19 protein-coding genes and 1 pseudogene are annotated in these 22203 nt (G+C 70.5%); 8 read left to right on the forward strand and 12 right to left on the reverse strand.

Annotated elements, in window-relative coordinates; genetic code table 11:
• Positions 1–7 precede the first annotated feature (7 nt).
• Together ACFWXQ_RS37315 and ACFWXQ_RS37320 are read right to left on the reverse strand one after the other, a co-directional pair.
• Positions 8–1252 carry a spermidine/putrescine ABC transporter substrate-binding protein gene (locus tag ACFWXQ_RS37315; RefSeq protein WP_383951930.1) on the reverse strand — a complete coding sequence of 415 codons (1245 nt, stop codon included), beginning with the start codon at positions 1250–1252 and terminating at the stop codon, positions 8–10.
• 50 nt (positions 1253–1302) lie between these two features.
• Positions 1303–2823 carry a gamma-aminobutyraldehyde dehydrogenase gene (locus ACFWXQ_RS37320; RefSeq protein ID WP_383951932.1) on the reverse strand — a complete coding sequence of 507 codons (1521 nt, stop codon included), beginning with the start codon at positions 2821–2823 and terminating at the stop codon, positions 1303–1305.
• A 207-nt stretch (positions 2824–3030) separates the two neighbouring features.
• On the opposite strand from ACFWXQ_RS37320, the gene ACFWXQ_RS37325 reads away from it, so the two are divergent.
• On the forward strand, positions 3031–3591 hold the full coding sequence (locus tag ACFWXQ_RS37325; protein ID WP_383951933.1) for an NADAR family protein: 561 nt from the start codon (positions 3031–3033) through the stop codon (positions 3589–3591).
• Positions 3592–3976: 385 nt separating this feature from the next.
• Here the strand turns inward: ACFWXQ_RS37325 and ACFWXQ_RS37330 are convergent, their stop codons facing one another.
• Positions 3977–4834, reverse strand: a complete 858-nt coding sequence (locus ACFWXQ_RS37330; protein WP_383952438.1) for a DUF4190 domain-containing protein — start codon at positions 4832–4834, stop codon at positions 3977–3979.
• A 99-nt stretch (positions 4835–4933) separates the two neighbouring features.
• Here ACFWXQ_RS37330 and ACFWXQ_RS37335 point away from each other — a divergent pair.
• Both ACFWXQ_RS37335 and ACFWXQ_RS37340 read left to right on the forward strand, forming a co-directional pair.
• Positions 4934–6026 (forward strand): annotated as a pseudogene (locus ACFWXQ_RS37335) (adenosine deaminase).
• Positions 6027–6043: 17 nt separating this feature from the next.
• Entirely contained in the window at positions 6044–6736 is a 693-nt protein-coding gene (locus ACFWXQ_RS37340) for a glycerophosphodiester phosphodiesterase (protein ID WP_383952440.1), read from the forward strand.
• Here the strand turns inward: ACFWXQ_RS37340 and ACFWXQ_RS37345 are convergent.
• Complete coding sequence (locus ACFWXQ_RS37345) at positions 6733–7332, reverse strand: NADPH-dependent F420 reductase (protein ID WP_383952442.1); 600 nt, start codon at positions 7330–7332, stop codon at positions 6733–6735. The two genes, ACFWXQ_RS37340 and ACFWXQ_RS37345, sit on opposite strands and share 4 nt — an antisense overlap.
• Positions 7333–7393: 61 nt before the next feature.
• On the opposite strand from ACFWXQ_RS37345, the gene ACFWXQ_RS37350 reads away from it, so the two are divergent.
• The gene (locus ACFWXQ_RS37350) at positions 7394–7810 is read left to right on the forward strand and encodes a winged helix-turn-helix transcriptional regulator (protein WP_383952460.1); all 417 of its coding nucleotides are present in this window, start codon (positions 7394–7396) and stop codon (positions 7808–7810) included.
• On the opposite strand, the gene ACFWXQ_RS37355 is transcribed toward ACFWXQ_RS37350, so the two are convergent.
• Complete coding sequence (locus tag ACFWXQ_RS37355; protein ID WP_383952444.1) at positions 7749–9410, reverse strand: RNA polymerase sigma factor; 1662 nt, start codon at positions 9408–9410, stop codon at positions 7749–7751. The two genes, ACFWXQ_RS37350 and ACFWXQ_RS37355, sit on opposite strands and share 62 nt — an antisense overlap.
• Before the next feature lie 23 nt (positions 9411–9433).
• Positions 9434–10708, reverse strand: a complete 1275-nt coding sequence (locus ACFWXQ_RS37360) for an alginate lyase family protein (RefSeq protein WP_383952446.1) — start codon at positions 10706–10708, stop codon at positions 9434–9436.
• 276 nt (positions 10709–10984) lie between these two features.
• On the opposite strand from ACFWXQ_RS37360, the gene ACFWXQ_RS37365 reads away from it, so the two are divergent.
• The gene (locus ACFWXQ_RS37365) at positions 10985–12142 is read left to right on the forward strand and encodes a serine hydrolase domain-containing protein (protein WP_383952448.1); all 1158 of its coding nucleotides are present in this window, start codon (positions 10985–10987) and stop codon (positions 12140–12142) included.
• A gap of 57 nt (positions 12143–12199) precedes the next feature.
• Here ACFWXQ_RS37365 and ACFWXQ_RS37370 read toward each other — a convergent pair whose 3' ends face one another.
• The 3 genes from ACFWXQ_RS37370 to ACFWXQ_RS37380 all read right to left on the reverse strand — a co-directional run bounded on the left by ACFWXQ_RS37370 (position 12200) and on the right by ACFWXQ_RS37380 (position 15542).
• A complete protein-coding gene (locus ACFWXQ_RS37370; protein ID WP_383952450.1) occupies positions 12200–12823 on the reverse strand; it encodes a hypothetical protein in 624 nt (207 codons plus the stop codon).
• Positions 12820–13698 carry a hypothetical protein gene (locus tag ACFWXQ_RS37375; protein ID WP_383952452.1) on the reverse strand — a complete coding sequence of 293 codons (879 nt, stop codon included), beginning with the start codon at positions 13696–13698 and terminating at the stop codon, positions 12820–12822. Before ACFWXQ_RS37375 ends, ACFWXQ_RS37370 begins: the two co-directional genes overlap by 4 nt.
• A gap of 62 nt (positions 13699–13760) precedes the next feature.
• The gene (locus ACFWXQ_RS37380) at positions 13761–15542 is read right to left on the reverse strand and encodes a substrate-binding domain-containing protein (RefSeq protein WP_383952454.1); all 1782 of its coding nucleotides are present in this window, start codon (positions 15540–15542) and stop codon (positions 13761–13763) included.
• 316 nt (positions 15543–15858) lie between these two features.
• Here ACFWXQ_RS37380 and ACFWXQ_RS37385 point away from each other — a divergent pair, with 316 nt between their 5' ends.
• Positions 15859–16506: a dihydrofolate reductase family protein gene (locus tag ACFWXQ_RS37385; RefSeq protein ID WP_383952456.1), complete on the forward strand. Its 648-nt coding sequence runs from the start codon at positions 15859–15861 to the stop codon at positions 16504–16506.
• 290 nt (positions 16507–16796) lie between these two features.
• Positions 16797–18002 (forward strand): flavin monoamine oxidase family protein, encoded by a 1206-nt coding sequence (locus tag ACFWXQ_RS37390; RefSeq protein WP_383952458.1) that lies wholly within the window; start codon positions 16797–16799, stop codon positions 18000–18002.
• A gap of 130 nt (positions 18003–18132) precedes the next feature.
• Here ACFWXQ_RS37390 and ACFWXQ_RS37395 read toward each other — a convergent pair whose 3' ends face one another.
• The 3 genes from ACFWXQ_RS37395 to ACFWXQ_RS37405 all read right to left on the reverse strand — a co-directional run bounded on the left by ACFWXQ_RS37395 (position 18133) and on the right by ACFWXQ_RS37405 (position 21423).
• Positions 18133–19296, reverse strand: coding sequence for a spermidine/putrescine ABC transporter substrate-binding protein (locus tag ACFWXQ_RS37395; RefSeq protein ID WP_383952462.1), 1164 nt, complete (start codon positions 19294–19296; stop codon positions 18133–18135).
• Between the two features lie 178 nt (positions 19297–19474).
• Positions 19475–20773 (reverse strand): sensor histidine kinase, encoded by a 1299-nt coding sequence (locus tag ACFWXQ_RS37400; protein ID WP_383954048.1) that lies wholly within the window; start codon positions 20771–20773, stop codon positions 19475–19477.
• Positions 20770–21423 (reverse strand): response regulator transcription factor, encoded by a 654-nt coding sequence (locus tag ACFWXQ_RS37405; RefSeq protein ID WP_383954046.1) that lies wholly within the window; start codon positions 21421–21423, stop codon positions 20770–20772. Before ACFWXQ_RS37405 ends, ACFWXQ_RS37400 begins: the two co-directional genes overlap by 4 nt.
• 187 nt (positions 21424–21610) lie before the next feature.
• On the opposite strand from ACFWXQ_RS37405, the gene ACFWXQ_RS37410 reads away from it, so the two are divergent.
• Complete coding sequence (locus tag ACFWXQ_RS37410) at positions 21611–22180, forward strand: hypothetical protein (protein WP_383954044.1); 570 nt, start codon at positions 21611–21613, stop codon at positions 22178–22180.
• Positions 22181–22203 lie beyond the last annotated feature (23 nt).

Here is a 22203-nt window from a genome sequence, read left to right on the forward strand (position 1 = left end):
ACGGTGATCACGCTCCCGTCAGCTTTGCGAACTTCTCTTCGTAGGCCGTCTCTTCCTTCGTGCTCAGGGAGCGGAAGGAGTGGGACTTGGCCGCCATGGCGGCGTCCGGAATGATCAGCGGGTTGTCGGCCGCCGATTCGTCGATCTTCGCCAGCTCGGCCTTCACGCCGTCGACGGGACAGACGTAGTTGATGTACGCGGCGAGCTGCGCGGCCGGAGCGGGCTCGTAGTAGTAGTCGATGAGCCGCTCGGCGTTGGTCTTGTGCCGCGCCTTGTTGGGGACCAGCAGGTTGTCCGTGGAGGTCAGATAGCCGCTCTCCGGGATGACGAAGTCGACGTCCGGGCTGTCCGCCTTGAGCTGGACGACGTCACCGGCCCAGGCGACACAGGCCGCGAGGTCGCCCTTGGTGAGGTCGGAGGTGTAGTCGTTGCCGGTGAAGCGGCGGATCTGGCCCTTGTCGACGGCCTTCTGGAGGCGGGCGATCGCCGCGTCGAAGTCGTCGTCGGTGAACTTCGCCGGGTCCTTGCCCAGGTCGAGCAGCGTCATCCCTATGCTGTCCCGCATCTCGGACAGGAAGCCGATGCGCCCCTTGAGCTTGGGGTTGTCGAGCATGTCGGAGAGGGACTTCACCTCCACGCCGTCCAGCGCCTTCTTGTTGTAGGCGATGACCGTGGAGATACCGGTCCAGGGGTAGGAGTACGCGCGCCCCGGGTCCCAGTCCGGCGTACGGAACTGCTGGGAGAGGTTGGCGTACGCGTGCGGCAGGTTGGAGGCGTTCAGCTTCTGCACCCAGCCGAAGCGGATGAGCCGGGCGGCCAGCCAGTCGGTGACGCAGATCAGGTCGCGGCCGGTGTCCTGGCCCGCCGCGAGCTGCGGCTTGAGCTTCCCGAAGAACTCGACGTTGTCGTTGATGTCCTCGGTGTACTTGACCTTGATGCCGGTGCGCTTGGTGAACTCGTCGAGCGTGGGATGGCGCTTCTCGCTGTCGTCCACGTCCATGTACTCGGTCCAGTTGGAGAAGTTGATCTGCTTCTCCTTGGCCGAGTGGTCCTCGGACGAGACGCCCGCGGTGTTCTTCGCCGCGGGGATCCCGCAGGCGCTCAGCGTCCCGATCCCGCCCAGCGCGAGCGCGCCGCCGGCGGACGCACGCAGCAGCGAACGGCGGCTGAGGGAGGCCCTGCCGTTCCTGAGGCTGCGCCGCATGGCGGCCAGTTGGGCCGGGGACAGACTGTCGGGCTCGTACTGCTCCATGCTCGTGGTGCCCTTTCGGGAGGGTGCGGCCTGGTCTTGGCCGGTGACGACTAGCGGTCCCCGAAGATCGTGCGGTGCCAGTCCTTCCTGGCCACCGCGGTGTTGTCGAACATGACGTGCTTGATCTGGGTGTACTCCTCGAACGAGTACGAGGACATGTCCTTGCCGAAGCCGGACGCCTTGTAGCCGCCGTGCGGCATCTCGCTGATGATCGGGATGTGGTCGTTGACCCACACACAGCCCGCCTTGATCTCGCGCGTGGCACGGTTCGCGCGGTACACGTCACGGCTCCACGCGGAGGCGGCGAGGCCGTACGGGGTGTCGTTGGCGAGCCGGATGCCCTCGTCGTCGCTGTCGAAGGGCAGGACCACGAGGACGGGGCCGAACAGCTCGGACTGCACGATCTCGCTGTCCTGCGCGGCGTCCGCGACCAGGGTGGGCCGGTAGTAGGCGCCGTGCTTGAGGTGCTGCGGGATCTCGCCGCCGGTGACCACGCGCGCGTAGGAGCGCGCCCGGTCGACGAATCCGGCGACGCGGTCGCGCTGGGCGACCGAGATGAGCGGCCCGAGGTCGGTGTCGGGCGCGAAGGGATCGCCGAGCCGGACGGTGGCCATCAGCTCCGCCGTCCGGGAAACGAACTCTTCGTAGAGGGGCCATTGCACGTACGCGCGCGTGGCGGCCGTGCAGTCCTGGCCCGTGTTGATGAGGGAGCCCGCCACCGCGCCGTGCACGGCGGCCTCCAGATCCGCGTCGTCGAAGACCACGAAGGGCGCCTTGCCGCCGAGCTCAAGGTGAAGGCGCGTGACGGTGGCGGTGGCGATCTCGGCGACGCGCTTGCCGACGGCGGTGGACCCGGTGAACGAAGTCATCGCGACATCGGGATGACCGACGAGATGCTCACCGGCGTCCTTGCCGGCCCCGGTGATGATGTTGACGACACCGTCGGGAATGCCCGCCTGGGTGGCGGCCTCGGCGAACAGCAGCGAGGTGAGCGGGGTGAGCTCGGCGGGCTTCAGCACGATGGTGTTCCCCGCGGCGATCGCCGGGAGGACCTTCCAGGCGGCCATCTGGAGGGGGTAGTTCCAGGGCGCGATGGAGCCGACGACACCGATGGGTTCACGGCGTACGTACGAGGTGTGGTCGCCGGAGTACTCGCCCGCGGACTGGCCCTGCAGATGCCGGGCGGCGCCCGCGAAGAAGGCGGTGTTGTCGATCGTGCCCGGGACGTCGAACTCCCGGGTCAGCTTGATCGGCTTGCCGCACTGGAGGGACTCCGCCTGCGCGAACTCCTCCGCGCGGTCGGCCAGCACGGCGGCGAAGCGGTGCATGGCGTCCGAGCGCTCGCCCGGGGTGGTCGCGGCCCAGCCCGGGAACGCCTCGTGGGCGGCTGCGACCGCCGCGTCCACGTCCACGGTGCTCGCCAGCTCGTACGTGTAGACGTCGTCACCGGTGGCCGGGTCGACGACCGCGTGGGTGCGGCCGGACGTGCCCTTCGTCGGCCGGCCCGCGATGTACTGCGCGCCCGCCTCGAAGCGGTCCTGTGCCTGGAAGCGATGGCCCGGATTGTGCATGTCGCTCTCCTCCGCCGTCCTCCCCGTTGACCGGGGGTCGGCGTAGCTCCAGCTCGATTTGAGTGCCGATCCTGACAGAGCAACGGCCCTCCAACAAGTGATTCCGTTGTTGCCTTTTGGTTACGCGACGGAATCTGTCGACCAGGTGTCGAGTTCGCTTGGAAAAGGCGGGACGGAGTGTCAGTGGTTCCTGCCAGACTCGCGTGCATGGGGAAGATCGATTCGCGGGACGCGCTGGTCAGCGCGGTCCGGTCGGGGGTCAAGGTCAAGTACCTCCACTTCTGGGGGCACCGGGCGCGGGCCGACGGGCAGGTGGGGGCGGGCTGTCTGAGTCAGTGGTGGCCGTCGCCGTTCACGGTGGACGGAGTGGAGTACCGCACGGCCGAGCACTGGATGATGGCGCGGAAAGCGCGGCTGTTCGGTGACGAGCGGGCTGAGCGGCTCGCTCTCGACGCCCCGAATCCCGCGCTCGCCAAGAAGGCGGGGCGGCTGGTGCGGGGGTTCGACGAGGCGGTGTGGGAGCGGGAGCGGTTCGGGATCGTCGTGGAGGGGAGCGTGGGGAAGTTCGCCTCGGACGGTTCGCTGGCGGCGTTCCTGTTGGGTACGGGGGAGCGGGTCCTCGTTGAGGCCAGCCCTCTTGACCGGGTGTGGGGCATCGGATTGTCGGCCGACGACGACCGAGCGTTCGATCCAGAGCGGTGGAGGGGGCCGAACCTGCTGGGGTTCGCGTTGATGGAGGCACGGGGGCGGTTGGGGGCGGCTGCGTGACGGGGGCGGGCCGCGCCCCTTGGCCCCAGGGGGCGTCGGGTTCGCTTGCTGGGTGCGGTCCGTCTTTGGCTGAGCGCGCAGTTCCCCGCGCCCCTGGGGGGATTCGGGTCCGTGGGCTGGGTGCGGGTTGTCGTGGGTTGCTCGCGCAGTTCCCCGCGCCCCCAAAAAAGGCATGAGGCGCCCTACGCTTTTCAGGGGCGCGGGGAACTGCGCGCTCAGCCAAGGACGGCCCGCACCCGACACACAACATCAGGCCCCACCCACCCCAGGGGCGCGAGGAACTGCGCGACCGGCCACAGACGGCCCGCACCCGACACACACCGTCAAGCCCCACGCACCCCAGGGGCGCGGGGAACTGCGCGACCAACCCCCACCGGGCCGCAGGTCAGCCGGAGACGGTCAACGACGTGTTGAAGCCGTCGTCAACGGTTCCCGAGTCGCTTTCGGAGTCGTCGGGGACGATGAGGAACACCACCACGAAGGCGATGGCCAGGGCTATACCGACGGCCCCGCAGATGATCCCGGCCAGCGCCTGGCCGGGATTCGTGGCCTCGCCCCGGCGAGCCTTCCCCCGCCCGATCGCACCGAAGATCACCGCGAGAATCCCGCAGGCAAGGGCGACCGGCCACAAGCAGAACCCCACCGCCGCGATGATGCCGAGCACAAGCCCGGCCGTGCCCAGCCCGTTGCTGGGCGCCATCGGCATCCCCGGCCAGCCGTAGCCGGGGCCACCGTAGCCCGGGTAGCCGTATCCGTACGGCATCTGCCCAGGGCCCTCGGGCGCGATGGGAGGCGGCGGGACGGAGGAACCGGGAGCGGGGTGGAGGTGGGGCCCGGCCGGGGGCGCGTACGGGTAGGGATTCGGCGGAGCCGAGGCGGCCGGCGGCGCGAACGGATCGGCCCAGGGCTGCGGGCCTGAGCCGGGCAAGGGGGCCGAGGGGGCCGCAGAGCCCGAGCCGGGCGGCACCGGAGCACCCGGCCCCGTAACCGAACCCGCACCCGGCCCCGCCCACGGCACCTGCGGCATCCCGCCCGGCAGCGACGTCACCGTCTGCTGGTCGTGCACCGAAGGCGGCGGAGGGCCGGCACCCTCCCCAGGGGCCGCGTCCACCGGCGGGGCCCAGGGGTTCGGCTCGGCGGGCGGCTTGCTCAGCGGAACCTTCGCCGAGGGAGCCGCGTCCTCGGGGCGGACCCCCGATTCGTCGCCGCCCGCCGCACCCGGCGTCTGCGCGTCGTCGGACATGCGCGGAGTCCCCTCTGTCGTACGTAGCGTCATGCTACGGCCCGGGCCTCCCCCGCAGGGACCGCGTCCTACGATGATCCCTGAACCACCGATCAGCCGATCACCCGCGTCCGCCGGACACACGGCCGGACGCCGTCCCGGGGAGAGACCCTTGACCGACCACCACGACCTGCACGCCTTCATCGCCGGACTGCCCAAGGCCGAACTCCACGTCCACCACGTCGGCTCCGCCTCCCCCCGTATCGTCTCGGAACTGGCCGCCCGCCACCCCGACTCCAAGGTGCCGTCGGACCCCGAGGCCCTGGCCGACTACTTCACGTTCACGGACTTCGCCCACTTCATCGACGTGTACCTGTCCGTCGTCGACCTCATCCGCACCCCCGAGGACGTACGTCTGCTGACGTACGAGGTCGCCCGGGACATGGCCCGCCAGCAGATCCGCTACGCCGAGCTGACGATCACGCCGTTCTCGTCGACCCGTCGCGGTATCGACGAGGGTGCCTTCATGGAGGCGATCGAGGACGCGCGCACGGCCGCCGAGGCCGACTTCGGGACCGTACTGCGCTGGTGCTTCGACATCCCGGGCGAGGCGGGAATCGAATCCGCCGAGGAGACGGTCCGGCTGGCCACCACCGACAAGCTCCGCCCGGAGGGCCTGGTCTCCTTCGGGCTCGGCGGACCCGAGATCGGCGTGCCCCGGCCGCAATTCAAGCCGTACTTCGACCGTGCGATCGCGGCCGGCCTGCACTCCGTCCCGCACGCGGGCGAGACGACGGGACCGGAGACGATCTGGGACGCGCTGACCGATCTGCGTGCCGAGCGCATCGGACACGGCACCAGCTCCGCCCAGGACCCGAAGCTCCTCGCGCACCTCGCCGAGCACCGGATCCCGCTGGAGGTCTGCCCCACCTCCAACATCGCCACCCGCGCGGTCCGCACCCTCGACGAGCACCCCATAAAGGAGTTCGTACGGGCCGGAGTCGTCGTCACCATCAACTCCGACGACCCGCCGATGTTCGGCACCGACCTCAACAACGAGTACGCGGTCGCCGCCCGCCTCCTCGACCTGGACGAGCGGGGTCTCGCCGCGCTCGCCAAGAACGCCGTCGAGGCCTCCTTCCTCGACGACACCGGCAAGGCGAAGCTCGCGGCGGACATCGACACCTACACCTCTGCCTGGCTCGCTCCCTGAGCCAGCACAATGGGCCCATGCGTACCGTGACAGCCGTGGCCCATCGCGGCGACCCCTACCGCGCCCGCGAGAACACGATCGACTCCCTGCGTTCCGCGCTCCAACGGGGCGCGGACGCGGTGGAGATCGACGTCCGGCTCACCCGCGACGGCGTGCCCGTGCTGCTGCACGACAGCACGCTGAAGCGGCTGTGGGAGCAGGACCGGCCGTTGCGGTCGCTCTCCTGGGACGAGGTGCGGGGCCTGACCTCCGGCGGTGTTCCCACGCTGGAGGAAGCCCTGAAGGCGACGGACGACGGCCGGCTCATGGTCGATCTGCCGGGTCCGGCGGACGCGCGTGCCGTCCGCCGGATCGTCGGTGTCATCCGTGACCTCGGCGCCGAGGACCGCGTGTACTACTGCGCCGGCGCCGACGTCATGCTCGCCGTCCGCGCCGCCGACCCCGCCGCGGAGATCGCCCTCACCTGGACGACCCTCGCGCCCCCGCGGCCCGCGCTGCTCGACGCGGTACGGCCCCGATGGCTCAACTACCGCTTCGGGCTTGCCAATCGGGACGTGATCGCCCGTACGCACCGCGACGGGTACCTGGTGTCCGTGTGGACGCCCGACACCCGCCGCTCCATGCGGCGCCTCCTCGACGCAGGCGTCGACTCGATCACCACCAACCGCATCGACACACTGTGCGCCCTGCGCAAGGGCCCAAAGGCCTAGCCAGAGGGCTGCGCGAACTCCCGTGGCGGGGCGATCGCCTGGGCGTCCGCTCCCTCCCCGACCCACAACCCGATCAGCAGCGCCGCCGTCGCCTCCAGCAGCCCGGCCCGGTCCAGGCCGCCCGCGTTCAACGGCTCGCAGCCCAGGTCGCGTACGAGCCGGCGTACGACGGTCAGCGCAGCCTCGTCGTCGCCGCACAGCGGGACCGCCAGCGGGCGGCCGTCGAAGACCGGCGGGGTCAGCCGCCAGACGTCCACGTGGCAGAGGTTGAAGGCCTTGACGACGGGCGCGGCCGGGGCGGCGGAGGCGATCCGCTCGGCCGCCGCGGGTCCGCCCGCCGTGAGCAGGGCGAAGCCCGGGCCCACCGGGTTGGTGCAGTCGATCAGCACCCGCCCGCGGAGCGTGGGCTCAAGACCGGCGACCACGTCGACCACCGCCGCGTACGGCAGCGCCAGCATCACCGCGTCCGTGCCGAACTCGGCCGCCTCCCTCAGTCCGCCCGAGCGGCTGCCCGCGAGCACCTCGTGTCCGGCCCGCCGCCACTGCGTGCCGAGCGCGTCCGCCATGCCGCCCTTGCCGAGAATCCCTATCCGCATCCGCCCGTACCTCCGGTCCGTGAGTCGGTCTCCCCCGACAGTAGGAAGCCGCTCGGGCACCATTCGGTGTGTGAGCACCGAACCGTTCTTCCTCGCCGACTGCCGTGCCCGGCTCGCCTTCGACCTGCTCTCCAACACCTGGAACGCCGTGGTCCTCTGGGCACTGCGGCACGGGCCGAGGCGGCCGGGTGAACTGCGTGAGCACATCGGCGGGATCAGCCAGAAAGTGCTGACGGAGACCCTGCGGCGGCTGGAGTTCAACGGTCTGGTCCTGCGGCGCGCGTACCCCGGGTCGCCGCCCCGGGTGGAGTACGAACTCACCGCGCTGGGGCGGACGTTGCTCGACCCGATCGAGTCGTTCGGGGCGTGGGCCTTCGACCACGGGGACGAGGTGATGGCCGCCCAGGACCGGGCAACTAGCCCGTCACCCGCGACTTCTGACGGACCGTCGAAGCGTCCGCCGGGGTCGAGCGGGTGACGTACTGCGGGATCGGTGTCGTGTCCTTTCCCGTGTCGCGGACGAGGCCGTAGCGGATGGCGCCCTGGGCGGGGCCGGTCATGACGTCCTGGGTCACGGCGTCCCGGTTCGACGGGAAGACGATCAGCCCGTAGTCGGCGCCGCGCTCGTTCTGGACGAGGGTGACGGTGCCGTCGACGTAGAAGTACTCGTTCTGCCACATCTGCTGGGTGCCGGCCGGCAGGACGGTGTATCCGACGCGCGGCCCGCCCATGCCGGAGGTGTAGCCGTCGGCGTTCTCCGCGAAGGTGTCGTCCATCCGGCGGCCGCCGCCCGACGCCACGTGGAACAGCTTCCCCTTGAGGCCGGTCCAGGCCGGCATGACCAGGGCGCCTGGCCGCGACTTGGGAGAGATCTGCCAGCGCACCAGCACATAGCCCCGGCCGCTGAGCGTCACGCTGTCCCCGCGGTGCTGCATCACGGCCTTGGGCCCGCCGGTGCTGGTGAGCCCGGTTTCGGGGCGGCGCGGCAGGTCCCCGGGGCGCGCGTTCGGGTCCGGGGCCTTGTCGAGGGCGTCGACGACCGTGCCGTACAGGTCCTGGCGGGTTCTGCTGGGAGACGGTGACGGGCTGGGCTTCGCGGTGGGGCTCGGTGCCTTCGGTCGCGAGGTGCTCGCCGCTGTGGGTGGCGCGGCGGCCCTGGGCGGCGCCGAGTCCGGCTGGGTGACGACGTATGCGCCGCCCGCGACGATGGTCGCCCCGGCGGTCATGGCGACGGCGGGCTTGGTGAGCGCGGCGACGACCTTGGCCGACCAGCCGACCCCCGTGGCGGCGGTCGTCGCGGCGGCCGCCGTCTTGCCGCCGAGGGCGAGCGAGAGCGTGAAGCCGACCGGGATCGGGACGAGCGCGAGCCCGACGAGCAGCCGTTCGGCCGGTACGACCGCCTCGCCGGGCGCGGCGCAGTGTCGGCAGCCCCTGATGTGCCGGGCCAGCCGCTTGCGCCACACCGAGTCGGGGCGCCCGTCCCAGCGGGCGGTCACCTCGCGCAGTCCGGGGCAGGACGAGTCGAGCGCCCGCACGATGCCGCGCGCGGCCTCCAGGCGGGCCTTCATCCGCTGGACGCGTACGGCGGTGTGCTGGCGGCTGATACCCACGGCCGCCGCCAGTTCGCGCCGGGTGAGTTCGCCCGCGACCTCCAGCCACCACAGCGACAGCAGTTGCCGGTCCTCGTCGTCGAGCCAGCGCACCGCCTCGGCGACCTCGCGCCGCTGGCCCTCCAACTGCAGCCGCAGCACGGTGAGTTCGGCGAAGTCGGTGGCCTCCTGGGCGGCGTCGTCGGCCAGTGACTCGGAGGTCCGGCGTCTGGCCCGGTCGCGTATCTGCCGCATGGCGATGGCGACGAGCCAGGAGCGGAAACTGTCCGGATCACGCAGTGTGCCGAGGTTGTCGACGGCCCGCAGCATGGTCTCCTGCACGACGTCGTCGACGTCCGCATGACCGTTCAGCGCGCGGCCGACGATGTTGTAGACCAACGGCAGCCAGCCCTCGACGAGTTCGTCGAGCGCGCGCCGGTCACCGGCCTGCGCCGCCGCGATCGTCGTACGCCACTGCCGCCCGTTCACGTCCGTCCCTTCCCGAAGAGGTGTCACTTGGCGTAGAGCAGCGTCCCGAAGCCGAGCTGGTCGAAGCCGCCGCTGTTCGGCCCGTAGTCGCCGCCCCCGCCTTCCGCACGCACCCTCTCAGCCATGGCCGTGATGTTCGGAACGGAGAGCCGGCGGCGGCGCGCGTAGTGGTAGTGCAGGATCTCCCAAACGGGACGAGTCTCTCCACGCGCTATGCCGGAGATCACAGCCTGCTCGTTGTACTTGCCCCGCCCGGTGCCGCTGCGCCAGGTGTACTTGGTGAAGGGCACGTCGCCGCCGAGGTTGTACTTGGCGACGTACTCGGCGGCCTTCATGAACCGGCTGTCGTCGTGGCCGTAGAGGTCGACGCCCTGGTTCCAGGCCATCTCGCAGATCGCGCCCATCTGGCCGATGCCCATCGCGGTGTGCCCCTGGTCGCGGCCGGCCTCCTGCCACTGGGCGAGGTCGTCTGACTCGTGGACGAAGGGGATGGCGTTCCCGATCGAGCCGTTGCCCGCGCCCTTCTTGAAGTACTCCACCGCGCGGTCGAACAGGGCCCTGTCGTTGCAGAGGATGCCGATCGCCATGACGGAAGCCACGTTGCACAGGTCCCAGTTGGCCCAGTAGTTGGTGATGACGGCGCCGTTGTGGTGGGTGAGGAAGTCCTCGTTCATGGGGTGGAAGACCTTGAGCATCATCTTCTGGAAGCGGACCAGGTCGAAGCCGTCGTGGTCGCGCACCAGCTCGGCGGCGTTGGCGAACTGGTAGCCGTAGAGCCCGGCGGCCAGGAAGCGGTCGGCGTTGCCGGTGACCGTGGTGAGCGTGGCCGACCAGGCGTTGAGGATCGCGACGGCCGCCTCGGCGTTGTCCTTCGTGCCGGCGATCTTCCAGCGCAGGGCGTTCTGGTAGGCGGCGTGGATGTCGTTGTAGAGGGTCACGTAGTTCTGGCCGGTGCCGCCGCGGACGACCGTGGCCTGCGGCCTGGGGGCCCAGGTGCTCGCGGAGTGCCGGTTGGCGGTCAGCCGCTGCCAGCCAGCCGTCCAGGGCTCCCGGCGGGCGGCGACGCGCACCTTGGCCCGGTTGAGGTCACCGGCGTTGTGCAGCATCCCTGGGTGCGCGAAGACCGGCTTCCCGGCGGACTCGCCGGGCGACGGGGAGGCACCGGTCTGCGCCGCGTCGGCCGAGTCACCTCCGCCCAACGAGACCGCGATGCCCCCGACAGCTCCCGCGGCGGCGACACCACCGGCGATCCGGAGCGCGCTGCGACGGCTGATGCGGTGCTTGTTGTGCTCTGCCACGGATGACTCCTGTGCGGATGGAGGGGCGTGTGTGGTGCGTGTTGCACGCGTGCTGTGTGTGCTGCGTGTGCACAGGAGACGGAGGAGGGGCTTCCGGGATAACAGTTTTTTCCGTGAAGGCGTGCACCGCCCTAAGGGAAACCCCTGACAACACCCTTGTCCCGTACGGCAGTTGACGGGGACGAGACCAGGGTCGGCACCCTCCTCGGAGAGGATCCGCGGCGACGGCGTACGACCGGAGGATGAAGGTCACCGATCACCCCTGGGAGTCAGCCGATGCATGTCCGAATCCGTACCGCCTGTGCCGCCCTCGTGGTCCTGGGACTCACCGCGGGGCCCCTGGCCGGGACCGCGCTCGCCGCCCCCGCCCCCACGGCGGTCGTACAGGAGACCGTGAGTCCGAAGACCGACAAGGCCTTACACGAAGCTCTGAAGGGAATTCCGGACGAGGACACGACGGCCGCGCTGGTACGCGTCGGGGGCAAGGCCGGCAAGTGGCGCGGCAGCGCGGGGGTGCACGACCTGGCGAGTGGTCGCAAAGCTCTGGAGCACGGGCGCTTCAGGGCCGGTTCGACCACCAAGGTGGTCACGTCGGCCGTCGTGCTCCAGCTCGCCGCCGAAGGCAGGATCGACCTGAACGAACACGTCCAGACCTACCTCCCCGGCCTCCTCCCGAAGGCGTTCGAGCCCATCACCGTACGGCAGTTGCTGACGTTCACCAGCGGGCTGAAACCGGGAGCGACGCTGGGTGACGTGAACGGTGAGGGGTACGAGCGGCGGTTCGAGACGCTGACTCCGGAGGCGGTCGTGGCCTCGTCCGTCGCCGCCGGCCCCGCCTTCCGCCCGGGCGAGCGGCAGCAGTACGCCAACATCGACTACACCGTGCTCGGCCTGCTCATCGAGAAGGTCACCGGCGACACGTACGAACACCAAGCGGCCGTACGGGTCCTGCGGCCGGCCCGGATGCATCACACGTCCTTCCCAGGCGGCCCCGACCCGCGCATCCACGGCCCGCACAACCGCGGCTACCAGATCCTGGCGGACGGCAGACTGGTGGACGCCACCGAGTGGAACATGTCGGACCGGTGGGCCGCGGGCGACATGATCTCCACGACGGAGGACCTGGAGCGCCTGCTCTTCGCACTGTTCCGCGGCCGGCTGGTGCCCCAACCCCTGCTGGAGCAGGAGATGTTCACGCTCCCCGACGTGCCGAACGCGACGATGAGTGCCGGCCTCCAGCAGTACGAGCTCGACGAGAACACCGTCATCTGGGCCAAGTCCGGCGCCAGGCCCGGCTACAGCACGGTGATCGCCGCCACGCGCGATCTGTCCCGCACGCTCGTGTACTCGGTGAACGCCACCGACGCGAAGAGCGAGGAGATGAACCCGGTGGCGGAGCGGATCCTGTGGGCGGCGTTCGGAACCGAAAGCTGAGGATCCGGCCGGGGGCGGCCGGGGCGTTCGGCTCTTGGTCTCTCAGCTCTGGGCCTCTCAGCTCTGGGTCTTGCGCGGCCAGGCCGCTGCCGTGGCGGCGCAGCCAAGGACGTGGACGGTGACGAGGACAGCGAAGGTGGTGACGAGGGCGTCGGCGTCCTTCAGGCGTTCGGTGGCGACGGGCGGCGACCAGCCGTCCGGGATCACGGAGACGGAGATGACGGCGCCGGCGGGTACGCGTGTCACCGGGCCGAACCGCAACCGGCCGAGGTCACGCTCGGTCGCCGCGTCCGCGATGCGGTAGTGGGTGAGCCCGGTGTCGTCGCCATAGTCGTCGATGACAGGCTCGACCTCGAGGACGCGGACCTGTGCCGGCTGCCCGGCCAGCTCGTGGAAGGCCCAGGGAGCCAGCCCCGGTGCCGTGAAGATCAGAGCGGCTGCCGTGAGCCCGGGCGCCGCGGTCAGGAGCTCCCGCGGCGTCGGGTCCATGTACGAGCGGACCCAGATATGGCCGATCGCCAGACCTATGGCGCCCGAGGCGATCGCGAGGAGGAAGAAGACCGCCACCCATGACGTTCCGTAGCTGCGGGACGCCAGGACGACCAGGATCGGTACGCCGACCAGGGACCACGTCATCGTGCAGGCGAGGACGCCTCGTCCGCGCAGGCGCGGCCGGCTCACTCCGGCCGGTCCTCGGCCGCGCCGTGCAGGGAGCGGGTGATCTCGTCGAGTGTGTCGAGTCCGGTCTGTACGGCGTCGAGCTCGTGGTCGAGGGCGGTGAGGTCCGGAGGGGCGGCGGAGGCGTCCGTCGCGGCCTGGAGGGACAGCAGCATGGCCCCACGTTCCGCCGCGGCTTCCAGGCGCAGGGCGGTGGCCTCCATGGTGGTGATCAGGAGCTGACGCAGTTCGGCCAGGCGCTTCAGGGTGGCGGCGCGTTCGCCCGTGGCGCGCGCGGCGTCCTCCTTGGCCCGCCGCAGCGGGCCGTCGGGAAGGGCCCGGGCCTCTCCCACCAGGCGCTTCTGGTCGCGCCGCAGGGCCTCGTGGTCGGCGGGTGTGCCGCTGGTACCGCTCGTACCGCTGGTACCGCTTGAGTCGATGACGCGGACCGCCTCGGCCGCGGCCGTCAGCCGGTCGGCAGCGGCCCGTACGGAGGTCGCCGCCGTTGCCAGCGTCGGCCAGAGCGAGGCGTTGGGGCTCTGTCTGCACTGGTGCTGCAGCCGGTCGGCGGCCGCCGAAGCGCGGGTCAGCCACCGGGCGGCGTCGGCGGGCGGTTCGGGCAGGTGGCCGGACAGCGGGTCGGACAGCGGGTCGGAGGGCGTGCCCGTCGGCCGATCCGCGTCCCGGGCGTCCGCCCGGCCGGTCGCGGGCCTCGCGGATGCCGACTCCGCCGGGCGGGTGAGGCGGCCGGTGAGGGCGTGCGTCCCCCATACGAGGCCGCCGACGCCCGCGCCGACGGGCAGGGCGGCGGCGGCCGGGGCACCGGCGAGGAGAGCCGTGACGCTGCCCGCGACGGCGAACAACGCGACCGCGACGCCGGGAAGGAAACGGCTGCCCATCGCGTCCTCTCTATCTGCATCTATCTGTATCTATCTGTGTTGCTCGATCTGTCTGTGCCGGGTCAGAAGTTGCTGATGACGGAGACCATCACCTTGTCGATGACCGCCGGGTCGCGGGCGTCGTAGGAGGTGGCCTTGGTGGCGGAGGCGATCTTCGTGAGCGTGCCGAAGTCGGCCTGGCCGCTGAAGGCGACGGTGAAGACCCGTACCGAGCGCTCCAGTTGACTGGCGTCGAGGTCGCGCAGAAGGGCGTCGAGGTCGTTGTCGGCCGGGTACTCGTTCTGGCCGTCGGTCAGGACGACGACGGCGTTGATGCGGTCGGTGTCCAGGTCGGCCAGCATCTCCTTCTGGGCGGCGCGCACGGTGGTGTAGAGAGCGGTGCCCCCTTCGGCGTTGAGCCCGTTGATGGCCTCGGTGAGCCGCTTTTCGTTGTCACGGACGGGGCGGGGCGGCACGATCTCCCGGTACGGCTGGGGATGGTCGTCGGTCTCGGTGGAGAACGCCCACAGGCCGACCTCGTCGTCGGGGTGGTAGAGGCCGAGCGTGTCGGCGGCTGCCTTCTTGGCCGCCTCCATCCGGCTCTGTCCGCCGCCCGCGGTCTGGTTCATCGACCCGGAGACGTCCATGACGAGCAGCACCCGGGCCTTCTTGCGCAGCTCGTCCCAGCTGTCCAGGACCGCCGCCAGCACGTCGTCCCCGGGCGGGTCGATCAGTGACAGGTTCCCCTCGCTCTGCTCGGACAGGCTGACCGAGCGGGCGAGTTCGCTGCCCGCGTTGCCCTCGTGGTCGCGGAATCCGGTCTGCTGGAAGCGGCGTTGCTGGGCGTCCTCCAGCAGGAAGGCACGGAAGTCGGCGGCCGCGGCCCGCTGGTCCTTGGACGCCGAGGGCAGCACAGCGAAGGGGTGGTCGAACATGAGCGTGCCGTCGGCCGGGTGCACGGCCACCAGGGGCACCTGCGGCTTCTTCCCCTTGCCGATCCGTTCGGTCTCGCCCGTGGGGCTGCCCTGGTTGTAGAGGTGGATCAGCTGTTCCTGTACGGCGACGGCGCTGGCGTACGACAGGGCCTGTCCGTCGGCGTCCGCCTCGGCGAGGTTGGCCATGTACGCGGTCGCGTCGGAGGCGTAGTGCAGGACGCCCGACTCGACGCCCGCCACGAACCGCCGGGTCTTCGCGTCCTTGACGTCGTCCACGGTCAGGTCGCTGGAGCGGCCGGTGGCGGCGTAGAAGGTGGCCACGGTCGCGCCCAGGCCGGAGGTGGAGGTGTGCGGGTTGTCCTTGCCCAGGCTGAAGCGGCCCCACTCGGGCCGGCCTACCGAGGCCCAGCCCTTCTGCGTCAGGGACAGCACGTCCCGCCAGCCGATCTTCTTCTCCGGCCAGCCGAGCGCCTCCGCCATGGGCCGGGGCATGCCGATCGACAGTGGGCTGGTGGCGAGCGAGCGCGGCTTCTCGTCGGTGAGCAGTTTGCGGTCGGCGGCGGTCGCGTCGCGCTGGAGCAGTGTCAGCCACAGCGAGGAGGAGGGCGTCCACACCTGTGGTTCGGGCGCGCCGTCGCGCCGCTCGTCCCAGCCCTGGGCGAGTGCGTCCTTGGCAACGCCGGAACTCGTCTCCGACACCGCCACTCGGGCGCACTTCCCGCCCGCGAGTTCACGTCCGGAGTCGTTGTAGTCCTCGGCCAGGTCGGAGAGCAGATTGCCCTTCTCCGTCGAGGAGTTCACCTCCAGCCGTACGCCGCAGTCGTCGTCCGAGCCGCCGACGGCCGCGTTCACCACCACGCCCACGGCGGCGAGCAGCACCAGCCCCACCACGACCGCCACCAGTATGGGCAGCCTGCGTGCGTTCCCCATGACACCCCCGTGTCCATGCCTCACCCGAGGCGGACTCACACACAATGAGACGCGTGTCATCACACGGTCTACACAGCGCGCTGCGATGTCAATGGCCTTTGCCACAAAGGAAGTTGGGGTTTCGCGGGCCCGGCCCGACGCTGCCGAGGTGAGCCTGGTTCGACATGGATTGAGTTGATCTATGCGATCTGGGAGGGTTTGGCGTTGGTCGTCCGCCGTCGTGGCGGCCGCCGTCCATCGCTGCACGACCGAGCCGATTCGAGCCAGTACGACGAGGCTCGGCGGGCAGCAGGAAAAGTGAAAGGTGTCGCCGGCCATGTCGCTCGCCCGTGTCCACAACTTCTCCATCTCACTCGACGGCTTCGGCACCGGCGAGGGCCTGAGCCGTGACGCGCCGTTCGGCCACGCCGGCGAAAGGCTGCACCAGTGGATGTTCACCACCCGGTTCTGGCACGAGATGACCGGCCGGCCCGGCGGAACCGGCGGCCTCGACGACGCCTTCGCCCGGCAGTTCGACCCCGGGATCGGCGCCGAGATCATGGGCGCCGGGAAGTTCGGCTACCCGGGATGGCACGAGGACCCGGACTGGAAGGGGTGGTGGGGGCCCAACCCGCCGTTCCACACACCGACCTTCGTCCTCACCCATCACCCGCGCCCGTCGATCGAGATGGAGGGCGGCACGACGTTCCACTTCCTCGACACCTCGCCCGCCGAGGCGCTGGAGACGGCCCGCGAGGCCGCGGACGGCCAGGACGTACGCATCGGCGGTGGCCCCACCGTGGTCCGCGACTTCTTTGCCGCCGGGCTCATCGACCGCCTGCACGTCGTGGTGACCCCGATCCTGCTGGGCCGAGGCGTCCGCCTCTGGGACGGCCTGGAGGGCCCCGAGAAGGACTACGAGGTCGAGGCCACTTCCTCGCCGAGCGGAGTCACACATGTGACGTTCACGCGTGCGGGCCTCTGAACGGCCTGCGCGAACCACTTCGGTGAACCACTTCGGTGAACCACTTCGGTGAACCGCTTCAGTGATCCGGGTCGGTCGAGGCCCCAAAAGGCGGGTGGGCCTGGGTCCTCAGGGCGGTGACCCTGGATCACGGCCATGCCCCGTCGCCTGAATCCGGTCTCCGACGTGGAAACCCGCCCCGCACCCCTGACCGGCGGGGGTCCAACCCCCGGTCGGCGGATTCCGGTTGGACGGCTGGGCCGGGAATCGTGAGCCACACACAGTGATCACGCGCAGAGAGCCGAGGCACCATGGAACACCGACTCCGCCCGCTGAGCCGGCGCGGCATACTCACCGCTGCCGCCGCGGGAGTCACGACCGCAGCCCTCGCCGCCTGCGCGAAGGAGAAGAACAGCGGCGGCGGGGGCGGCGGCGGTACCGGGGACCTCGACGTGATCGTCATAGGCGCCGGAGTCGCCGGTCTCGCCACGGCCCGCGAACTGGCCGACGGCGGCAAGAAGGTCGTAGTCGTCGAGGCCCGCGACCGCATCGGCGGGCGTATGTTCACCGACCACACCTCGATGTCGGTCCCGATCGAGTTCGGCTGTCAGGTCATCCACGGGGCGAAGGCCTCGACCTGGGACCTGGTCCACAAGCAGAAACTCAAGACCCACCAGCTCACCACCGTCGCCACCCGCAAGCAGCCGGGCGACCCGTGGGAGAGGTCCGAGCGGCAGGACGGCGGCCTGTGGGACCAGCCTCCTGGAGACATCCCGCCCGAGTACAAGAACTACCGCGTCATCGGGGGCTACAACCAGGTCCTCGCTCCACTCGCCGACAAGCTGTCCATCCGGCTCAACACCGTCGTCAAACGCGTCGAGTACGCGCCGACCGGAGTCGTCGTCAACGCTGAACGACGGGGCCGCCCGGTCACCTACAAGGCCCGCGCCGTGGTCGTGGCCATCCCCGTCCCCGTCCTGGCCGCCGACACCATCGAATTCGTCCCACCCCTGCCGGCGAAGAAGGTCGAAGCCTTCAAAGCCGTGCCGCAGGACCCCACCATGAAGATGATCCTGGAGTTCGACCACCCGGTGATCCCCGAGGACGCAGACGTCGTCCAGGATGCCTCCGTGCCGTGGTGGCTGGTGAACGGCTCGAAGGGGGAGCCCGGTTACAAGGGGCAGATCTTCGTCGTCGTGGCCGATTCCCCCGAGGACACCGAACGTCTGCTGGCCCTGCCCCGCGAACGGCGCCACAAGGAAGTCCTCGACGTGATCCGGGACATCACCGGCGACCCGAAACTCCGGCCCGTCAAGGTCGCCGAGCACGAATGGGCCAAGGACCCGTTCGCCCGCGGCGCCCTCTCCCCGTACGACGTCCCGGAAGCAGACGTGATCCACGAGCCGAACGGCGACACCCTCCACTGGGCCGGCATCATCACAGAGTCGGTCGACACCTCTCGCGACCACGGCAAGAAGGTCGCCGCCCAGGTGCTCAAGCAGCTCGGCGGGCGATGAGCAGGCAGGCACCTTCGCGCTCCGGCGGGTACGAAGTGTGGCCGAGCGGCGGCCCAGCTGTGGACATGGAGGTGTGGCCGAGCCGTGCTCCTACCGCAGCCGGCCTGGTCACAGCTGATCGCACGTCCGGCTACAACCCCGCGATCGCGTTCCACCGCTTCGCGAACTCCGTGCGTTCCTTCGCCGTGATGTCCCGGGCGATCGCGAGCCGCTTGCGCATAGCGGTGTCCGGGAAGATGAGCGGGTCCTCGGCGAGGGCGGCGGTCTCCTCGTCCTTGGCGGAGGCGAGGATGTCCTGGGCGGCCGGGACGGGGCAGACGTAGTTGACCCACGCGGCGAGCTCGGCGGCCACGGACGGCTCGTAGTAGTAGTCGACCAGTGTTTCGGCGTTCGCCTTGTGGCGGGCGAGGTTCGGGATCATCAGGGACTCGGACCAGAGCTCGGCGCCCTCCTCCGGGACGACGAACTCGATGTCGGGGTCGTCGGCCTGGAGCTGGATCACGTCACCGCTGTACGCCTGGCAGGCCAGTACGTCGCCGCTCGACAGGTCCTTGATGTAGTCGTTGCCGGTGAAGCGGCGGATGTGGTCCGTGCGGACGAGTCTCTCGACCTGCTCGCACATCGTGTGGAAGTCGTCCGCGGTCCACTTGGTGATGTCGACGCCGTTGCCCTGCATGAGCAGCGCGAACGCCTCGTCGAGACCGGAGAGGAGCGTGACGCGGCCCTTGAGGTCGTCCGCCCACAGGTCGGAGACGTGCCGGATCTCCCGACCGACCGTACGGCGGTTGTACGCGATGCCGGTGATCCCCGACTGCCACGGCACGGTGTGCCTCCGGCCCGGGTCGAAGGCCGGTGAACGCAGTTGCGGGTCAAGGTACTTGGTGACGTTCGGCTGCCGGGAACGGTCCATCTCCTGGACCCAGCCCAGGCGCACGAACCGCGCACACATCCAGTCGCTGATCACCATCAGGTCCCGGCCGGTCTCCTGATGGTTCATCAGGGAGGGGCTGACCTTCCCGAAGAACTCGTCGTTGTCGTTGATCTCCTCGGTGTACGTGACCGCGATCCCGGTGCGCTTCTCGAAGGCGTCCAGGGTGGGGCGCCGCGACTCGTCCTCGTCGTCCGTGTCGATGTAGAGGGGCCAGTTGGCCCAGGTCAGGCGCTTGTCGGTGGCCGACAGATCGCTTCTCGACCGGTCCGAGGGCGCGACGTACGCCGCCGGTACGCCGCAGCCGGCGGCCAGTGCGGTGGCTGCGCCCGTGCCGATGGTGCGCAGCAGGCTGCGGCGGGAGATTCGGGGTCTCGGGTTCGCTGGCACGTGGGCAGCATGCCGTTCGCCCTGCCGGGCGGGCAATGGACGCAGCGTCGAGCCGTCCGGCTCGGGGACGACAGAGTGTCGCCCCCGAACCCCCGCTCCTCAAACGCCGGAGGGGCTAACTATTAGCCCGTCCGGCGTTTGAGGACGAGGCCGTTCAGGCCGATGGGCGGGGGTCTGGGGGCGCAGCCCCCAGGGTCGGGACGGGAAGGTGCGGCGGGGGCGGAAACACCACCTCCACCCACAACCCACCCTCCCCCCGGGCCCGCGCCTCCACCACACCCCCGTGCGCCGCCGCGATCGCCGCCACGATCGACAAGCCCAACCCGGAACCCTCCCGGCCTCGGCCCCGAGCCCGAACCCGCTCGGCCCCCAACCTCCGAAACGGCTCGAACAGAACACCCACCTGCCCCGACGGCACCACAGGCCCACTGTTCACGACCCGCAAGGAGGCCCGCCCATCCACGACCCCGGTCCAGACGGAAACCCAACCCCCCTCCCCCAAGGGCACGTTGTGGCGTACTGCGTTCTCGACGAGGTTGCTCACCAGCCGCCCGATCAACTGCGGGTCCCCCACAAGGCCCGCGGGCGAGAGCTCGGCGGACACCCGGGGCCCAAGCCCAGCGTCGGGCAACAGCTCGGCCGCCACCACGGACAGGTCCACGAACTCCCGCTCCGGCACCCCCCGTTGACTGCACGCCAACGTCAACAACGCCTCGATCAACCGCTCCTGCTCCTGCCCGGCGGCCCGCACCCGAAGACAGGCGGCCCGCAGAGCCCCGGCATCCGCCCCAGGGTCGGCGAGCGCCACATCGATGACGGCCTGCTGAAGGGTGAGCGGCGTACGCAACTCGTGCGACGCGTTGGCCACGAACCGCCGCTGCGCCTCGAAGGAGCCTTCCAACCGGGCGAGCAGATCGTCGAACGTGTCGGCGAGGTCCTTGAGTTCGTCGGCCGGCCCGGCCACCGCGAGCCGTCGGTGCAGAGCGTCCGCCGAGATCCGCCGCACCGCCCCGGTCATGCTCCGCAGAGGCGCGAGCACCCGCCCGGCCACCAGCCACCCGAGCACGAGCGAGGCAACCGCCATGATGCCGAGGGCGACCCCCGACTCGACGAAGAGCTGATGCAGCTGGTCGCTGCGCTGGGCGACCAGCTGCTCACGTACGTACCCCTGGACGGCGGGCGCCCCCGCTCCCACCGGAGGCACGTCGGGCCTGGTCACCGACACCTGTTCGCCACTCTCGAACATGAGGGCGTACGTGAGGGCCAGCAGCACCGCCCCCGCCACCACGAACAGTCCGCTGTAGAGCAAGGTCAGCCGCCACCGGATGCTCTGCGGCCCCCGGATCCCCCGCAGCCCGCGCAGCCCGCGCAGCCCGCGCAGCCCGCGCAGCCCGCGCAGGATCCTCGCTCCGCGAATCCGCCACCCCGAGGGAAGCCCAGAACGCACTCTCATACCCGGTACCCGGCCTGCGCCACCGTCTCGATCAACGGCGGTTCCCCGAGCTTGCGCCGCAGCCGGCTGACCGTCACCTTCACGGTCTGCGTGAAGGGATCGGCCGCCTCGTCCCAGGCCCACTCCAGCAGTTCCTCGGCAGAGACCACGGCCCCACCCGCACCCATCAGCAGCTCCAGGACCGCGAACTCCTTCGGGCTGAGCGGGAGTTGGCGTCCGTCGCGGGACGCCACCCGCCGCGCGGGGTCGAGCCGCAGATCGCCGTGGACCAGGACCGGCGGCAGCGCAGGCTGGGCCCGGCGCCCCAACGCCCGTATCCGCGCGACGAGTTCGGTGAAGGCGAAGGGCTTCGGCAGATAGTCGTCGGCGCCCATCCCGAGCCCCGCGACCCGGTCGGCGACCGTGCCGGACGCGGTCAGCATCAAGACCCGCGCCCGGCTGCCCCCCTCGGCCAGGGCCCGGCAGACCCGGTCTCCGTGCAGCCCGGGCAGATCACGGTCGAGTACGACGACGTCGTAGCCGTTGACCGTGGCCCGCTCCAGCGCCGCATGGCCGTCCAGCGCGATGTCGACGGCCATACCCTCTCTGCGCAGTCCCGCCGCGACGGTCTCGGCGAGCTCCTCGTGGTCCTCGACCACCAATACGCGCATCGGCATCTCCGGCTGCGTCTCCGGCTGCTGCGAACCCTGCGGAAAGCGTGCCCGCCGGGCGGTAACAGGGCGGTAAGAGCACCCGTTCCCGTGCCGTAACCGCCCACGCGCTGAGGTGATTCGAGGAGAAGCACTCCCGGGAAACACTCCCGGGACGTGCTCCGGAGACGCACCCAGGAGGATCCTCATGCGAAGTACGACGAAGGGGCATCGCCGGCTGGCCGCGGCCTGCGCCCTGATCACCGCGGTCACACTCGGCGGGGTGTACGCGGGCCAGGCCGTCGCGGCCGACCCGTCTTCACCGTCGAGCGGCGGGTCGTCGTCGGAGCCCCCGAAGAACGACGGCCCGGGCGACTCCACGGACTCGACCGACTGGAAGCGCCAGGACAAGGCCTCCCGCGAGTTCACCGAGTGCGTGCGCGACAACGGCCTGGAGGACTTCCCCGACATCGTCGTCTACACATCGGACGACGGCGACGGCGTACGCGTACGGATCGACGCGGGAGACCGGACGAGCCGTCCCGACCCGGTCTCCAAGGAGTTCCGGAAGGCCGTGAAGGCCTGCAAGCACATCCTGGAGGACATCGGCGTCGACTTCCCGGTCCCGCCCGACGAGCTGCCCGGCAAGGGCGAGCGGCCCTGGCCCCCGGACTGCGGCGGCCGCGAGGTGCACAAGAACGAGGAGGGCGACAAGAGCGGGAAGGAGTCCGACGCAGAGCTGAGCGTCACCGGGCTCGTACTCGCCCAGGCCGTCTGACACGGCACAACACGCACAACACA

It is taken from the genome of Streptomyces sp. NPDC058697 (assembly GCF_042715345.1).
GTDB classification, from domain to species: domain Bacteria; phylum Actinomycetota; class Actinomycetes; order Streptomycetales; family Streptomycetaceae; genus Streptomyces; species Streptomyces liliifuscus.

Coding starts and splice junctions, on each gene's coding strand:
- ACFWXQ_RS37315 (WP_383951930.1), bottom strand. CDS start 1,252: ATGGAGCAGTACGAGCCCGACAGTCTGTCCCCGGCCCAACTGGCCGCC.
- ACFWXQ_RS37320 (WP_383951932.1), bottom strand. CDS start 2,823: ATGCACAATCCGGGCCATCGCTTCCAGGCACAGGACCGCTTCGAGGCG.
- ACFWXQ_RS37325 (WP_383951933.1), top strand. CDS start 3,031: ATGGGGAAGATCGATTCGCGGGACGCGCTGGTCAGCGCGGTCCGGTCG.
- ACFWXQ_RS37330 (WP_383952438.1), bottom strand. CDS start 4,834: ATGTCCGACGACGCGCAGACGCCGGGTGCGGCGGGCGGCGACGAATCG.
- ACFWXQ_RS37340 (WP_383952440.1), top strand. CDS start 6,044: ATGCGTACCGTGACAGCCGTGGCCCATCGCGGCGACCCCTACCGCGCC.
- ACFWXQ_RS37345 (WP_383952442.1), bottom strand. CDS start 7,332: ATGCGGATAGGGATTCTCGGCAAGGGCGGCATGGCGGACGCGCTCGGC.
- ACFWXQ_RS37365 (WP_383952448.1), top strand. CDS start 10,985: ATGCATGTCCGAATCCGTACCGCCTGTGCCGCCCTCGTGGTCCTGGGA.
- ACFWXQ_RS37375 (WP_383952452.1), bottom strand. CDS start 13,698: ATGGGCAGCCGTTTCCTTCCCGGCGTCGCGGTCGCGTTGTTCGCCGTC.
- ACFWXQ_RS37380 (WP_383952454.1), bottom strand. CDS start 15,542: ATGGGGAACGCACGCAGGCTGCCCATACTGGTGGCGGTCGTGGTGGGG.
- ACFWXQ_RS37385 (WP_383952456.1), top strand. CDS start 15,859: ATGTCGCTCGCCCGTGTCCACAACTTCTCCATCTCACTCGACGGCTTC.
- ACFWXQ_RS37390 (WP_383952458.1), top strand. CDS start 16,797: ATGGAACACCGACTCCGCCCGCTGAGCCGGCGCGGCATACTCACCGCT.
- ACFWXQ_RS37400 (WP_383954048.1), bottom strand. CDS start 20,773: ATGAGAGTGCGTTCTGGGCTTCCCTCGGGGTGGCGGATTCGCGGAGCG.
- ACFWXQ_RS37405 (WP_383954046.1), bottom strand. CDS start 21,423: ATGCGCGTATTGGTGGTCGAGGACCACGAGGAGCTCGCCGAGACCGTC.
- ACFWXQ_RS37410 (WP_383954044.1), top strand. CDS start 21,611: ATGCGAAGTACGACGAAGGGGCATCGCCGGCTGGCCGCGGCCTGCGCC.